Source organism: Rubritalea marina DSM 17716 (assembly GCF_000378105.1).
Lineage (GTDB): Bacteria > Verrucomicrobiota > Verrucomicrobiia > Verrucomicrobiales > Akkermansiaceae > Rubritalea > Rubritalea marina.
Genome location: NZ_KB899258.1, coordinates 50,467 through 64,330 on the forward strand (window position 1 = coordinate 50,467; position 13,864 = coordinate 64,330).

Consider the following 13,864-nt stretch of genomic DNA (forward strand, 5'->3'; position numbering starts at 1 on the left):
GAGCATGTGGCGGCAGCGACTAGGTGCTGAGCAATTCTGGAATGTTTCCAGTGCTGTTGCTGAAAGTGTCGGTATGGATGCCGGCTTGTTGCATGATGGTGAGCCAGTAATTGGAGAGCGGTGTGTCTTGCTTGGGTAGCACGATGTGGTTGCCGTGTTGGATTTGCTTTGCACCACCACCGGAGAGGATGGCTGGCAAGTTCCGCAATTCGTGGCCAGAACGTAGGTTGGTGCCGTAGCTAACGATCGTGTTGTCGAAGAGGCTGCTGCCGTCGACGTCTTTGGCTTCCTTGAGGCGATCGAGGAAGTGGGCAAAGAGCTGGGAGCATTTCTGATCGCGTTCCTCGGATGCGAGGGTGCGAGGTTTGGAGAATCCGTAGTGACTGAGGGCGTGCGCTTTGAGTGAGATTCCCATCCCGGCAAGTACTGAGCAGACTGGCTGGCGGTAGGACACGACACGGGTGGCGTCGGTCTGGAGTGCCACGATGATCATGTCATACATGATGTGAATCTCGTCTTCTCCAGTGAGCCCAGGGTTGGGGAGACCGAAGGGCGCTTCTGATTTGGGGATGTCAGCCCATTTGGCTTGGCGCTCGAGTTTCTTTTCTACTTGGCGAATGCCAGTGAAGTATTCATCGAGCTTTTCTTGATCACCGCTGGAGAGGGTACGTTTGATTTTGCTACCATTGACGCGCACGATATCGAGTACTGATTGCTTTTTCTTGAGTCGGGCATCGAGTGCTTCTCGTGAGTCATCGGCGGTGCGGAAGAGTGTTTGGTAGAGCTCGATCGGTTTTTCGATGCCTGGCATGGTATTGCCTCGAACATCGTATGACAGCGAGAGTCCGCCGCCGTGGCCTGAATTTTGGCTGCCATCGGGTTCCTTAGCCGAGAGTACGAGAGAGTTGTAGCGTGTGTCTTTACAGAGTTCTTCTGCAATCAATTGGTCGACAGATGGTGCATTTGCGGCGCCTGTGAGGTAGACGGCACTGCCCCCGTGTGGGTTGGTGGCTCCCACGTTGGTGAGGTTGGACACCATGGTGAAGTCGTTGATGTGGCGCTTGAGGGGAGCGAGGCCCTGGGTGAGGCCGATTTCAGAGAAACGACCGGCTCGTTTTGGGTAGAAGGTTTGTTTGGTGAAGCCGAAACCACCGCCGAGAAAGACGACGCGCTTGGGTGCTTTTGGGGTCGAGCTGATGGGGCCAGCAACGGTTTCCATAAATGGCAAGGCGAGCACTGCGCCGCCCGTGCGCAAAAAGGAACGTCGCGTGGTCGAGTTGGTGATGATTTCTTCCATGGTTTTTGTGTGTTGGGCGTGAATTATTTGCGTTTGAAGAGCTGGCTGAGTGCGACTTCTTTGATCATGCTGCCGATCGGGTAGTCATCGGCTTTGAGTTGTTCCATAATAGCGTCAACCTCATTTTGGTCTGAGAATTGTACGGTGCGGCCGAGGGCGTACGATAGCATCGATACGACGAGTTCGCGAGCGACAAGATCATCTTTCTCGAGGAGCAAGTCTTTGAGCTCGTGGATGTTGGTGAATTTGGATCCGTCTGGTAGGGAGCTCGTTGGGTCGACTGGCAATTCTTTGCCTTTGACGAATTCGAAGTCTCTCCATCCGCCGATGGCGTCAAAGTTTTCCAACCCGTAGCCGATGGCGTCCATTTGTTTGTGGCAGGAAGAGCAAACTTTTTGGCGTTGGTGCAGTTTAACCAACTGGCGGTTGGTGAGTGGTTCGTTGGTCTGGGTGCCGAGCTCTGGGACGTTTGGTGGTGGTGGGAGTGGTTTGTCGTGGAGTAATTTTTCTTGGAGGAAGGCGCCTCGGATGACGGGGGAAGAACGTTCACCATTCGAGCCCAGCATGAGGAAGGCGGCTTGTGTGGTGAGGCCTCCACGCGGTGAGTCTTCTGGGAGCTTGACCTTGGTGAAGGCTTGGTTGATCTGCTCGACATCTTCGATGCCGTAGTGGTTGGCCAGTGTGTGATCGACGACCACGAAATCTGAGTGGATGAAGTTTTTGGCTGGTAGGTTCTCTTGGATGAGGGTGCCGAAGAATTGTTTTACTTCTTCTTTTGCAGCATAGCGAAGGCCTTGGCTGTAGCCTTGGTATTTATTTTGGTCGATGGTGATGGCATCGAACCTAAAGAGGTCGGCCCATTGGGTGATGAATCCGTCTCGGAATGCATTGACGCGTGGGTCTTGGATCATGCGGTCAAGCTGTGCTGAGAAGACCTCAGGGTCTTGGAGATTCGCTTCGTAGAGTTCATCATCTGGGGGGGAGCTCCAGAGGAAGTACGAAAGGCGGATGGCGAGCTCGCGGTTGTTGAGCTTCTGCTGGCCAGTTGGAGCATCACTCGGTTCGACGATGTAGAGGAACTTCGGTGAGCTGAGAATGATGCTAAGCGCGTCAGCCATGGCGTCGTTGTAGCTCGCGCCCTTCAGTTGAATCTCGCGGGCGTATTGGTAGAGCTGCTCGATGTATTCTGGGTTTGGTTTCTGGCGGCGGAAGGCATGGTAAGCGAAGGTCTCGATGAGTTCGCGGTCAGTGATCCTCTTGGCTTTTATTCCGGGACCACGGCCATCTGGGAACATGAGGTTTTCGAGCAAAGATTGCTCTTTGTTGTAGTATGGGCCATCGATTTCCATCCAATCAATCCACATGGAGGCCCAAGGATCGTCTCCCAGTAACGGTGCCTCACCTTTGCCGGCCTTCATGTTGCGCTGGTGACTGCCGCCCACGTAGTCGTGGCGCACGTCGATGGCGTGGCGGTGTCTTTGACCTGGCATCAATGGGATGTCGACCTCGATGGTCTGCGGGTCGGTGGAGGGTTGGGTGAATTTGTAGGTGCCAATGACGTCCTTGAATGTGTGCTGGACTCGGAAGACCTTACGGTTCTCCGGTGGGTTGCCTACGTAGCCGCCGTGGACGCGAAGCTTGTAGTTGCCACGTGGGTCGATGTGTCGTGCAATGTGGGCGTCAAAGCCATTGCTGAGGCCGGTGAGATAGATGCCATCCTTGGCTTGAGGAAGCTCGGTGTAGCGGCGAGGTAGGTCGACACGCCAGAGGAACTGGCTGAAGAGGATGGAGGCATCACCTGCGTCTTTGAAGCCCATTTCTTTCCAGCTTTTGCCTTTCTTTTTCATCGCCATCTGGGCATCGCCTTTTTTCACGATCTCTAGGTATCTTTTGAGCTTTTCCTCGGCTTTATCTTGGCGTGTCGCTTTCGCTTCTTGGTGTGGTTTTGGAAGCCATTCCAGCGCTTGCTTGGCGGTGAATTTGCCGGCCTCGAGGTAGTCCTCGAAGTCATTGGAGGTGAAGAATTGGTCGTTCCCTACGGTGTCGAAGTTTTCCGATTCGATGTCCTCTGGGACCATGTCGCGCGGTGGCACGAAGCCAAGGAGGGCCTTGACGCTATTGTTGTATTCGCGTTGGTTGAGGCGGCGCATCTTGATCTCACCCTTGTGGTTGGCCAGTTGGATACGAGCGTCCTCAATGTGGATGCTAAGGGTGTCGAGCATCTTCACGAGCTCGGGCTCGCTCGGTTGGTCTTCATCCCAGGGCGGCATGTCTCCACTGTGGAGTTGGTCTAGCACATCTTGCCAGCGTTGAGCGGTGTCATTGTCGGCGATGGACCAGTCGATGGTATCCAAGCGCACTTGGCCTTTTTGTTTGTCTGGGCCATGGCAGTCGATGCAGTAGCGATCCATGAAGACCCTGGCGGTCTTGATGTCGGCTTCTTCGATTCGTGGCTTGTACTTGATCACTTTTTTGTGATCTTTTTCGATGAGGCGCAGTCTTTGGTAGACGGTGGAGCGGACAGCGACCACTTGTTCATGCTCTGCGATGGTCTCTAGGTCGTATTCGAGAGCTTCGCTTAGCTCGGGCGCTTTGTAGCCAATAGCAAATGGCAGCATGATACAAAACAGAATGATGGCGATGAGTTTACTCATATAGGTAGGTCGAAGAAATCGGGTCGCTAATACTGGGGGTATCAGCGTTGTATATACGAAGTACCTGTATGATATGTTTCATCGGGCTGGCTAGAATAAAATTTACAGAAGCATTTGGGGAATAGTGCCTAGTCACAGATTGGCCGAGCGAGTTGAAAGTCCACGCGATGAGTTGTTGTGGGGGTCCTGCTTTGTGTATCTTTTTGAAGATGTTGGTTTTGTGCTTGGTGTGAGGCTTTGCTTTGGGGTGCTGCATGGGACTTGTTTGCTTGGGTGATTGACCACTCATGGGGTAGAGGGGTTCTGAGCCTTCCTAAGAAATGATGATTCCCCAAGCTGAGGGGCTGTGTTTAGGTGTAGTTTAGGAGATCGGAGGGTTTTGATGTGTTGTAGCCAGCAGAAACGAATGAAATTTGATCCCTAGCTACAGCGATCTTCTAGAGAACAATATGCCCATTAAATTCAAGCAATTCAGCATGCGATTCAAGCCACTCACCCTCGGTCTCAGTCTTTTTTTAAGTCCGGTATTGCTGGGTGCTCCGGGCTCGGTAACCGTGGTGTACGAGCACAACACGCCGGGTCATGCTGGCTGGATGTTCCAACGGGTGAAGGGGCCTAGCTCGAACGACTATGCTGATCGATCCATGGGGCATGCGACGGTAAGCATTCCTACCACCAATTTGGTGCAGGGCGCGAAAGCTCTGGCTCTGAAAGACAAAGTACAGGTACTCTTTGATGGCCTTGTGCCCACCAGTGATGGGCTCGATAAAAAGACGGGAGTGCAGGATTATGAACGTGCGATTTACTTTGATAATCAACCAAATGATGGGAGGCCTAATCGGGTGTTGATTTCATTGGATTCCGTGCAGCCGCTGTTTAAAATCAATACCTACACGTGGCACGACAACATCCGAGCAAATCAGTTCTTCAAGGTCTATTATTCTGACGCGCCGGTGGCTCCAGCCTCTGGTGATGCCGTGGCGTCCGATGCTGAGTTGTTGGCAAATGGATGGAGCTTGCTGACGACGGTACAGACTCAAGCACCATCGCCGGAATCCCCACAGGTGGTGTCAAGTGTGCGCAGTACCTCACCAGCTCCGATGTGTCGCGCCAAACACATCCTTATCGATATTTTTCACCCCTTTGGGGAGAAGGTGCCTTTCGGTACCTTGTTTGGTGAAATTGACATCCACACGACTCGCTCTGGCGAGTGATGGTCCGCGCGTTATCGGGCGGAATCAAACCAAGTGTGGGGGCATGATGGGCATTGTCTAGCACGCGCTGTGCGGCAGAGTGTGCCGCATGCCGGGCAGCGGTTGAGTTGGCTTTCTAGGCGTTGGCAGGTGGTGTTGAAGAAGTGTTCAGGACCACTGCTTAGGAGGGCTTCTATCTCTGGGCTGCGATCGATCCAGCGAGTCTGGAACAACTCGCGCACAGCGGGGAACTCACACTGCGCGATCATACGCTGGACTTCGAGGTTACGCCAAGCGGCTTGCTCGCTGGTGCTGAGCAAACTGCGGTGACCTCGAAAAAGGTGAATGTGCTGTGGGTCGAGTTGGATGGTGGTAGTGGGAGTGTGCGTTAATAGAATGAGGGCACTACCGTTGGAGGCGTGCTTAGACGAGTGCTAGCAATTCGTCTAGCTTGTAGATGAAGTGGTCTGAGCCTTCTTGGACTTTCGGGCGCGGGGTGTATCCACCGTAGCCGATGAAGCAATCGACTTCTGGTTTTGTTTCGAGATCGGACACTCCATCGCCGACCATCACCACCGTGTCGGGAGAGAATTCTTGCTTGAGTTGCTGGATGATCTCGGGCTTGCCTCCGTTGTAGGTGGTTGGGTAGCTGTTGTCGAAGCGTAGGTACTTGCCTTCGGAGTCGAGTTCTAGGGGGACGGCTTCGATGCGCTCGATTCCGAGGAACTCGGCGAGGGGTTCGATGAGGCGCTTGAACCCACCGGATAAGATAGCGATCGTCCAGCCTTTTTCGCGCAGTGTGTTCAGTGTGCTCACTGCGGTGGGTTCGACCGTGTCGATGTAGAGTTGGCCGATGGTGCTGCAGGTCGCTTGGTCTGGGCGAATGATGTCGAGACGGCGGGCGAAGACCTGATCGAGCGGGACTTCGCCATTCATGGCCGCATTGGTCAATGCTTCTACTTCAGCGAAGACTTCTGGGCCCTTGGCGCGTGCGAGTTCATCGATACCCTCGATTGAGGATAGGGTGGAGTCACAGTCAAAGATGATGAGTTTCATAGTGGGTCGGTGTGGTATGTTTGAGTGGTGGTTGAGCTGCTTTGAACGATCATGGGGTGATCATGATCAAAGTGTCTGGAGCCAAAGCGTCATAGAGTTCGATGATGTCCTGGTTGAGCATGCGGACGCAGCCCATGGAGCAAGGCTGGCCGATGCGGGACTCATGGTTGGTGCCATGGATGTAAATGTAGCGTTGCTTGGTGTTGGCGTTCATTTCTTGGATGCCGTCGAGCCAGATGATGCGTGAGGTGATGAGGTCTTCGCTGCTGGGCTGTGCGGGGTCGTGTGTGCCTATTGGCTTGCGGCCTTTGAAGATTGTCATCGGGGCTGCGCCTTGCCCGATCATCTCGGCTATTTGGAAGCGCCCGATGGGTGTGCGGTATGAGCCCTCTTCAAAGCCCACTCCATTTTCTGCGGTGGAGATGGGGTATTCGCCGAGTAGCTCATCACGCTCATCGTAATGGCGTAGGCGTTGCTTGTGGACTGAAATGAAGATGCGAGCTGGCATGCTGTGGGAGTTTATTGAGCTGGTGGGCGTAGGGCAATGACGGAGTTGTGCCCCCCCATGCCAACGGCGATCTTGAGGATGCTGCCAGTGGCTGGGCTCGGGGTGGTGGGGAGCGTGAAAGGAGCGGGGGGGGGGCTGAGTGGGAGGTTTGGCGGCAGCTGTTGCTCTCTGAGGTGGTGCGCGAGTATTGCTGTGTCTAGGGCGCCGCTAGCCCCCACTGTATGTCCGGTAAAGGGTTTGAGCGGGTGAAGTGAGATGGGAGATGTGGGCTGAAGGGCGTCGATGAGTGCGCGCTCCTCGGCTAGCGAGTGCAGTCGCGTGCCCGATGCATGCGGGCAGATTGCCCTGATCGTGTCCGCGCCTCCCAGCGCGTTGCTGGCTTCGACAAGTAGCTGGCGTAGCCCCGCGCCGTCGTTGGGCATGCCGATGGGAGAATCTGCATCTGAATTGCACCAAAACCCGTCAATACTCGGAGCCTGGGTGTCAGGGATGTTACTCAGCACCAGAGCGCAGCCGGCTTCACCAGGGAAGAAGCCTGCGGTCTCTGGGTGGTAGGGATCATTGATTCCGCTGGTGCTCAGGACGCCGGTCTTGACGTAGTCGTTGACGATTTCAGGAACGAGAGGGAGCTCGATGCCTAGCACGATGGCGTGATCGACGATGCCGCACTTGAGCATCATGAGTGCGTGGCCAATGGCGTCCAGTGAGGCGGCGCAGCCAGAGGAGATGGTTTGCCAAGGTCCAGTGATGCCAAGCTCGATGGTGACGGCTGAAGCTATCTCACCGTGCATCGAATTGGATGCCGCCATGAGTTTGATTGGTCGGCGTCCTGGCCAATCACTGAGCCAGGCGTTGCCTCGTGATGAACCCGCGATGACTGCGGCGCGCTTGAGGGCTTCGCCATCGAGTCCCGCATCTGCGACTGCTTGTTTGGCGCAATGGATTGCGAGGGCCGAGCCCGGAGCCCACTTGCGTGAGTTGAGGAGCTTGCGGTCTTCGATCCAGGCGCCTTGGAGCTCGGCGCCGTTGAGCTGGTCGGCAAAGAAGTCGCTCAGCGGTCGCAAGCCTGAGCGGCCGGCCAGCATTGCGGCTTGGTGCGCCTTGAGGTCGTGCCCGAGCCCTGAGATGGCTGAGATTCCGGTGATGGCAACGGTGTGCTTCAAAACCTAAAGAATGTGGTGAGTTGAAGAATGAGTCGCGGGGTGGAGACATCAAAATGCCCCACGCTTGGTGTGGGGCACTGAGAGAAGTTGGTGGATTTTACCGAGGAATCAGCCTAGCTGCAGCATGGGCTAGCTTCCTTGGAGCAATCAGCCTGCGGTGCTGCCATGTTGGGGTTTGGCTGTTTCGCTGAGAGTCCGAGTTGCTTGATGAGGTTGAGGTCCTTCTGCACACTTGGGTTTTGTGCGGTGAGGAGTTTGTCGCCGTAGAAGATAGAGTTTGCTCCTGCGAAGAAGCAAAGTGCCTGTCCTTCTTCGGAAATCTGAGTACGACCTGCTGAGAGGCGAACCTTGGCCTTGGGGATCGCGATACGAGCAATGGCAATCATGCGCACGACGTCGAAAATAGTTACTGGGTCAGACTCACCCAGTGGTGTGCCCGGCATGGGCATGAGTGAGTTGATTGGTACGGACTCCGGCTGTGGGTTGAACTCGGAGATCGTCTCGATCATTTTCAAGCGATCTTCATCATTTTCGCCGAGACCGAGGATGCCGCCACAGCAGACAGACATACCGGCGTCTTGCGCATTGCGGATGGTGCGGAGACGGTCGTCATAGGTGTGGGTGGTGACAATGTTTGGGTAGTGTTCGCGAGAGGTGTCTACATTGTGGTTGTATGCAGTTACTCCAGCCTTTTTGAGGATTGTGGCTTCCTCCGGGCCGAGCTCACCGAGAGTCACACAGACCTCCATGCCTAGCTCAGAAACTTCTTCAATGATGTCGACCACTTGGTCGAAGCGCTTGGTGCCCTTGCGCACGCCTTTCCACGCTGCGCCCATGCAGAAGCGTGTGGAGCCGGAGTCGTGGGCTGCGCGAGCGCGCTCGATCACAGCTTCCTTTTCCATGAGTCTTTCGACCTGAACACCTGAGTTGTATCTAGCGGACTGAGCGCAGTAGGAACAATCTTCGGAACAACCGCCAGTCTTGATCGAGAGTAGGGTGCACAGTTGGATTTCGTTGTCAGCCCAGTTGGCATCGTGTACTTCACGTGACTTCTTGATGAGATCAAATAAAGGGAGATCGTGGAGTGCTTTTAATTCTTCGAATTTCATGATGTTTGAAAGTGGTGCTTGGCTTACTTTACCCAGCCTTTGTTGGTGCTGGGTAGTTGGCTTTTCGCTAGAGTGCTGTAGTCGGTTTTTCCTCGAGCGCTGATCATTGCAACACCAGTGGCTCGCTTCCAGTAACGATTCATACTTTCGCCTGTATAGCAACCCCAGCTTTTGCAAATGGCTCCCTTGCTGAACGCTCGACCACTCAGCTTGCGGAGGTCAGTTTCGTGAATCCAAGCGGCCGATACGCCAAGGATTTGTGAGGAATAATCGAGTAAAAAGCAATGTTTGTTAGAGTGGCCGAAGTAGTGGAACGAACGAGTCCTTCCGGCAGGGAGGCGGTTGAGGTGGTTGATGAATTCGTCGCCGGTATTGATCCAGATGAGTCGGGCGCCGCGCTTGTTTGCTTGTTCTTGGATCCAGCGTGTGTAGGGCTTGCCGTCTTCCCGACCGCGTAGAGAGTAGCCTAATTTGTAGACGTACCAATTGATGCGACTCTTCGGCAGCCCTTGTGCTTTTTCTTCTGCACGGATGAGATCGATGTGGAGTGTGGCTGCGCGGATGAAGTTTGCCCACCAGCGATCGTGTTGGTCTGGCTCGATGCGGTATTGCTCCCACTGACGGAGCGCAGGGCCTCCAGATAAAACCAAATGCTCATTCGCACGGCTGCAGTGACCGAGTAGAGTGATGAGCATGATCGTGAGCCATAGACGCTGCATGGTGTCGAGAATGGTATGAAGCTCTGCCCCTGTGAAGGTTAAAATGGCAATCTGGGATGATTTTCGTCCGTAGTGATTTGTTAGGGTGTTAGGTGTGAGTGTTTTAGCAATCTAAAATTTTGAGAATTGGACATTGGCGGGGCTTGAATGAGTGTTTATACCATTGCTAGATGCGCTGTCCGAGATGCCTACATAAGATGCATTTGACTGCCAATGAATGTCCCCACTGCGGACTGACATTGGAGCAGTTGGATGATGTGTACGCTGGATTTGATCGGATGGTGAAGAGTCCGCAGGACGGAGCTGGTGTGTTGCGTGTGGCGCAGCGTCGTCATTTGGCGAAGGTGGTGCAGGGTATTGAGCGCCGGTTTCCACAGATTTGTTTGAGAGTGGTGACCTGTGGTTTAGGTCGGGATCAATCGGTGCAGAGCTATGGATTTTGGTTGATGAATCGTGGTGAATTTGTGGACATGCCAGAGGCTGCGCACGAGCAAGGACTGGTGCTCTTGGTGATTGATGCGCAATCGTGTGAAGCATGCTTGCACTTCGGCTATTTGCTGGACTCAGGGGTGGACGAACGCGAGTCATTTGAAGCATTGCGGAAAGCCCATCCCTATCTGATCGAGAGCAATTATTATGAAGCCAGCAAGGTCATGCTGGTGGGAGTGGAAAAATATTTGAAGCGTCTGTACAAGCGTGCCAAACGAAGGGCCAAGGAGGTATGAGGCGATTGATCTCTATGCTGGGAATGGTGTCCCTAATGATCCACTCTGCGCTTGCGGCGAAGCTTCCAGCATTGCCTGAATGGTCTGAGGAAGACAAGCAGCGCCTGGAGGCGGGTGAGCTGATCGTTGGCGGGGCCTTGCTGGCGGATGAGTTCGTGATTCCTGAGCGCGAGCAAAATGTGACGCCATCGGTCGAGGTGGTGATCGAGGCGGTTGAGGAAAAACCTCAAGAGCCAGGTTTTGAGGTGCTCGATCAAAATTCTACCATCTTTGGGCGGCATCTGTTGAACTATTTTGGTGAACAGGCAAGCAGTCATCTCGTCGACCCACAGCAACTACTGAGTATGCAGGAGCGTCAGGACTTCCTCTACGCGCTCAAGGTGCATGCGGATGTGGCGAAGGTGCCAGTCTATGTCTACCTCTTTGATGAAGAACAGCGGGTGCCTGAAGGGTATCATCCAGAGCAAAATTTTAAACGTGTGTTTAAGTCGGTTGAGAAGCCTATTTTGATTGTGTATTACTACATGGGGGCGCCTATGCGATCGCAATTGGCATTAGTAGGTGGGCAATCATCTGAAGTGCCAGATTGGCACATGCGTGAGCTTTTATGGAATTCGTCAGATAAGGCAAAAGAGAAGTCAGATGTCTTCGATCAGTTGGACGCATTTCTGGGGCAAGTATCGATGCGCCTCTTTTGGGTAGAGGAATTGCTCGATGAACTTGTGGTGGAAAATCGCAGTCCACTAGAGGTCGCTGAGGAGGCAAACACTAGTGAAGTTGGTTCATCAAAGTTGTATCAAAATCTTATTGCTAAGGTGAACTTATCTGTAGAGCAGTTGATGTTATCTCTATCAGTTTTCATACTTATTCTAACATCTTTTTTGTGGTGGTGGAAACGCAGGTATATTTTCCCTGACACCCCAAGTCCACGTCGTCTTGGAGCCAAGAATGGAGGCACCTGTGGGGGTGTTCTAGCCTTTCGCGATGCTCACGAATCCCCTTCAGAACAAGGAAAACGCTTCGATAAAGACTTTTTCTAAAAAACATCTCCTATAAAATGACGGTGAACCACATTGATTTTACTGGGTTTGTGACATATTTTAAACGGAGGTTTAGATCTTCTGGGAAATAAAAATTTGCGAATAAGCATAACTGATGACATATTGCTCCTGTTCCCGCAAGGGACGAGACGGTCCAATAGGATTAGCTGTTCTTTAAGGTTAGGGGGTTTCCTTTAGAATAGTCTATTGGATCGTCTTTTTTTTGTCTTTTTTTCAAATGATCCATCCTTTGCTGTGAGCCTACAGGTGGCTTCAAAGGGAAGCGATGCTTCGGGTGATTCATGTGTTGCCGCCGGGTATTCGATACGTTAGTGTGTTGCTAGACGCGTATTTTTGAATGACTAGAATCATAAGAATGTTCCTGTGTGGTTTTGCCACGATGATGGTGGCGATGGCTCTGCCACCAGATGATTACCACAAGATGCCCAGTGACTTGGGAGGTGTGAGAGAGTTGCAGGACGTGTTGCAGAGCCGACTGGAGAAGGCGCGAGCGGCGACTGTCTGTGTGCAAATGGGGGCGAACTCTGGGACGGGAGTGGTGGTGAGTCCTGATGGTTTGGTGTTGAGTGCCGCGCACGTGGTGACTGGGGTGAGTCGGCGGGTCGATCTACTTTTTGAGGATGGCACCGTGTTAGAGGCGCATTCGCTAGGGCTGAATGCAGACAATGATGCCGCGATGTTACAAATTGTGGATCCACCTGAGGGGCTCGCGTATGTTGATTTATGGAAGGCTGATGCTGATGAATGGGCTCCAAAGACGGTAATGGGTACTTGGGTTTTCGCGCTCGGCCACTCTGGTGGTTTTGATGAAACGCGTGGGGCGGTGCTACGGCTCGGGCGCGTGCTGCGCATGGCTAAGGATACGATTGAGACTGATTGTTCCTTGATTGGTGGAGATTCTGGAGGACCCTTGTTCAACCTGGATGGTCAATTGATTGCGATCCACAGCCGGGTGGGGCGTAGGGTGGTAAAGAACATGCATGTCCCAGTGACTGCATTCACGCGAGACTGGAGCACTCTGAAGTCAGGAGAATTCATGGGGGATGGGCCATTTGCTGAGGTGGAGACGATAGAAGAAAAGGTCTTGGGAGCTAGTTTGTATGAGTCGAAGACAGAAGTGGTGGTGACGGCAGGCTTTGCCATCGATGGCGACGGTCGGCCCAGGCTCGAGGCCGGTGATACCATCATGAGTATTGGTGGGGCTGAGGTGAGTAAACTCGAGCAGATTCGTGAGTTTCTCAATGCGCGGAGTGAGAGCTTCGAGCTCGGTGTGATGCGGGGTGAAGAAGAAATGACCTTCAAGGTGGATGAAACAGAAAGTGAATAAGGACATGGTGTGCTGGTCGATGAGAATGTTGGGAGGGGCTGTCTGTGCAGGGGTGCTCTCATGTAGTCAGTTTGCCTTGATGGCGACCCCCAGTTTGCCAAGTGACGAGCTGACCAATGGTGAGTTGATGCGTTCTTTATTCCAGCCGCAGCGAGATCAGCTGCAGAAGAGTAGCGCGGTGCTCTACGATGGATGGAAAAACTTCAACTATGGCATGGTCGTGAGCGAGGATGGTCACATCCTCGTGAAAGCGAGTGAATTGGTGGGGCGAGAGGACGTGGTGCTGCGAGTGCAGGAGCTCAAGTTTACCAAGTATGAGGTGGTGGCCGAGAGCCCGCGCTGGGATTTGGCTTTGCTCAAGGTGGATGCTGCGGGCTTGCATCCCGTGGAATGGGCCTCGGATACCGTCTTGCCGATAGGGTCGGTGGTGGTGGCGAATGGTGCGACCAGCCGCAAGCGTCGCAGGATCAATGTGGGAGTGGTCAGTGCCAAGCAAAGAGAGGTGTCTGGACAGGTGCCAGCGGTGATTGGCATTACCTTCGAAGCGACGAGTGGCTCTCTAAAAGTAGTGGCTGTCAATCCCGATGCTGGCGCTGCTGAAGCAGGCGTGAAGGAGGGTGACCGGGTCAGTGCCGTTGCAGGCGAAGAGGTGAAGAAGCGTTCGGAGTTGATCGACATCCTGCGCGATTATCAAGTGGGTACTTGGGTTGATCTGACCCTTGATCGCGATGGAGAGAAACTGCGGGTGAAAGTCGAACTGATGTCTCGCGATGCGGTCTACGATGCTGGTCAGACACGCAATGATGCGATGAGTGGTGCGTATTCAAAGCGTCGCGATGGGTTTCCCATGGCGATGCAGACGGACATCCCATTCAACAATCGCACCATTGGTGGGCCCTTGTTGAACCTCGATGGCAAATGTGTGGGCATGAACATTGCGCGTGCCAATCGTGCGGAGAGTCTTGCGATACCGGTGGCACAGCTTCGGGCAGAGCTCGAGGCGATGCTGCTCGAGGCAAAGAAGCCCTGATTCAGCAGTTGCATGCCCGGTA

13 protein-coding genes are annotated in these 13,864 nt (G+C 53.7%); 5 read left to right on the forward strand and 8 right to left on the reverse strand.

Annotated elements, in window-relative coordinates; all coding sequences use genetic code 11:
- Positions 1–19: 19 nt before the first annotated feature.
- Complete coding sequence (locus F454_RS0110170; RefSeq protein WP_018970554.1) at positions 20–1,297, reverse strand: DUF1552 domain-containing protein; 1,278 nt, start codon at positions 1,295–1,297, stop codon at positions 20–22.
- A 23-nt stretch (positions 1,298–1,320) separates the two neighbouring features.
- A complete protein-coding gene (locus F454_RS0110175; RefSeq protein ID WP_018970555.1) occupies positions 1,321–3,951 on the reverse strand; it encodes a DUF1592 domain-containing protein in 2,631 nt (876 codons plus the stop codon).
- Positions 3,952–4,400: 449 nt separating this feature from the next.
- On the opposite strand from F454_RS0110175, the gene F454_RS0110185 reads away from it, so the two are divergent.
- The gene (locus F454_RS0110185; RefSeq protein WP_018970557.1) at positions 4,401–5,165 is read left to right on the forward strand and encodes a hypothetical protein; all 765 of its coding nucleotides are present in this window, start codon (positions 4,401–4,403) and stop codon (positions 5,163–5,165) included.
- Between the two features lie 11 nt (positions 5,166–5,176).
- On the opposite strand, the gene F454_RS0110190 is transcribed toward F454_RS0110185, so the two are convergent.
- The 6 genes from F454_RS0110190 to F454_RS14880 all read right to left on the reverse strand — a co-directional run bounded on the left by F454_RS0110190 (position 5,177) and on the right by F454_RS14880 (position 9,699).
- Entirely contained in the window at positions 5,177–5,464 is a 288-nt protein-coding gene (locus F454_RS0110190; protein WP_018970558.1) for a hypothetical protein, read from the reverse strand.
- 103 nt (positions 5,465–5,567) lie between these two features.
- Positions 5,568–6,200, reverse strand: a complete 633-nt coding sequence (locus F454_RS0110195) for an HAD-IB family phosphatase (protein ID WP_018970559.1) — start codon at positions 6,198–6,200, stop codon at positions 5,568–5,570.
- Between the two features lie 49 nt (positions 6,201–6,249).
- Positions 6,250–6,708, reverse strand: a complete 459-nt coding sequence (locus F454_RS0110200) for a L,D-transpeptidase (RefSeq protein ID WP_018970560.1) — start codon at positions 6,706–6,708, stop codon at positions 6,250–6,252.
- A gap of 11 nt (positions 6,709–6,719) precedes the next feature.
- The gene (locus F454_RS0110205) at positions 6,720–7,871 is read right to left on the reverse strand and encodes a beta-ketoacyl synthase N-terminal-like domain-containing protein (protein ID WP_018970561.1); all 1,152 of its coding nucleotides are present in this window, start codon (positions 7,869–7,871) and stop codon (positions 6,720–6,722) included.
- Between the two features lie 113 nt (positions 7,872–7,984).
- On the reverse strand, positions 7,985–8,980 hold the full coding sequence (bioB, locus tag F454_RS0110210; protein WP_018970562.1) for a biotin synthase BioB: 996 nt from the start codon (positions 8,978–8,980) through the stop codon (positions 7,985–7,987).
- Between the two features lie 23 nt (positions 8,981–9,003).
- Positions 9,004–9,699: a hypothetical protein gene (locus F454_RS14880; RefSeq protein WP_018970563.1), complete on the reverse strand. Its 696-nt coding sequence runs from the start codon at positions 9,697–9,699 to the stop codon at positions 9,004–9,006.
- Positions 9,700–9,938: 239 nt separating this feature from the next.
- Here F454_RS14880 and F454_RS0110220 point away from each other — a divergent pair, with 239 nt between their 5' ends.
- The 4 genes from F454_RS0110220 to F454_RS0110235 all read left to right on the forward strand — a co-directional run bounded on the left by F454_RS0110220 (position 9,939) and on the right by F454_RS0110235 (position 13,842).
- Positions 9,939–10,424, forward strand: coding sequence for a hypothetical protein (locus F454_RS0110220; RefSeq protein WP_205619027.1), 486 nt, complete (start codon positions 9,939–9,941; stop codon positions 10,422–10,424).
- A 35-nt stretch (positions 10,425–10,459) separates the two neighbouring features.
- The gene (locus tag F454_RS0110225; protein ID WP_018970565.1) at positions 10,460–11,464 is read left to right on the forward strand and encodes a hypothetical protein; all 1,005 of its coding nucleotides are present in this window, start codon (positions 10,460–10,462) and stop codon (positions 11,462–11,464) included.
- A gap of 358 nt (positions 11,465–11,822) precedes the next feature.
- Positions 11,823–12,812 carry a S1C family serine protease gene (locus tag F454_RS15840; RefSeq protein WP_083912960.1) on the forward strand — a complete coding sequence of 330 codons (990 nt, stop codon included), beginning with the start codon at positions 11,823–11,825 and terminating at the stop codon, positions 12,810–12,812.
- A complete protein-coding gene (locus F454_RS0110235) occupies positions 12,793–13,842 on the forward strand; it encodes a S1C family serine protease (RefSeq protein ID WP_026292842.1) in 1,050 nt (349 codons plus the stop codon). Before F454_RS15840 ends, F454_RS0110235 begins: the two co-directional genes overlap by 20 nt.
- The last annotated feature ends 22 nt before the right edge of the window (positions 13,843–13,864 follow it).

Excerpts from the sequence above, each read along its gene's own strand:
- bioB (WP_018970562.1), bottom strand. The coding sequence starts at position 8,980 with ATGAAATTCGAAGAATTAAAAGCACTCCACGATCTCCCTTTATTTGAT.
- F454_RS0110170 (WP_018970554.1), bottom strand. The coding sequence starts at position 1,297 with ATGGAAGAAATCATCACCAACTCGACCACGCGACGTTCCTTTTTGCGC.
- F454_RS0110200 (WP_018970560.1), bottom strand. The coding sequence starts at position 6,708 with ATGCCAGCTCGCATCTTCATTTCAGTCCACAAGCAACGCCTACGCCAT.
- F454_RS14880 (WP_018970563.1), bottom strand. The coding sequence starts at position 9,699 with ATGCAGCGTCTATGGCTCACGATCATGCTCATCACTCTACTCGGTCAC.
- F454_RS0110235 (WP_026292842.1), top strand. The coding sequence starts at position 12,793 with ATGAAACAGAAAGTGAATAAGGACATGGTGTGCTGGTCGATGAGAATG.
- F454_RS0110175 (WP_018970555.1), bottom strand. The coding sequence starts at position 3,951 with ATGAGTAAACTCATCGCCATCATTCTGTTTTGTATCATGCTGCCATTT.
- F454_RS15840 (WP_083912960.1), top strand. The coding sequence starts at position 11,823 with ATGACTAGAATCATAAGAATGTTCCTGTGTGGTTTTGCCACGATGATG.
- F454_RS0110185 (WP_018970557.1), top strand. The coding sequence starts at position 4,401 with ATGCCCATTAAATTCAAGCAATTCAGCATGCGATTCAAGCCACTCACC.
- F454_RS0110225 (WP_018970565.1), top strand. The coding sequence starts at position 10,460 with ATGATCCACTCTGCGCTTGCGGCGAAGCTTCCAGCATTGCCTGAATGG.
- F454_RS0110195 (WP_018970559.1), bottom strand. The coding sequence starts at position 6,200 with ATGAAACTCATCATCTTTGACTGTGACTCCACCCTATCCTCAATCGAG.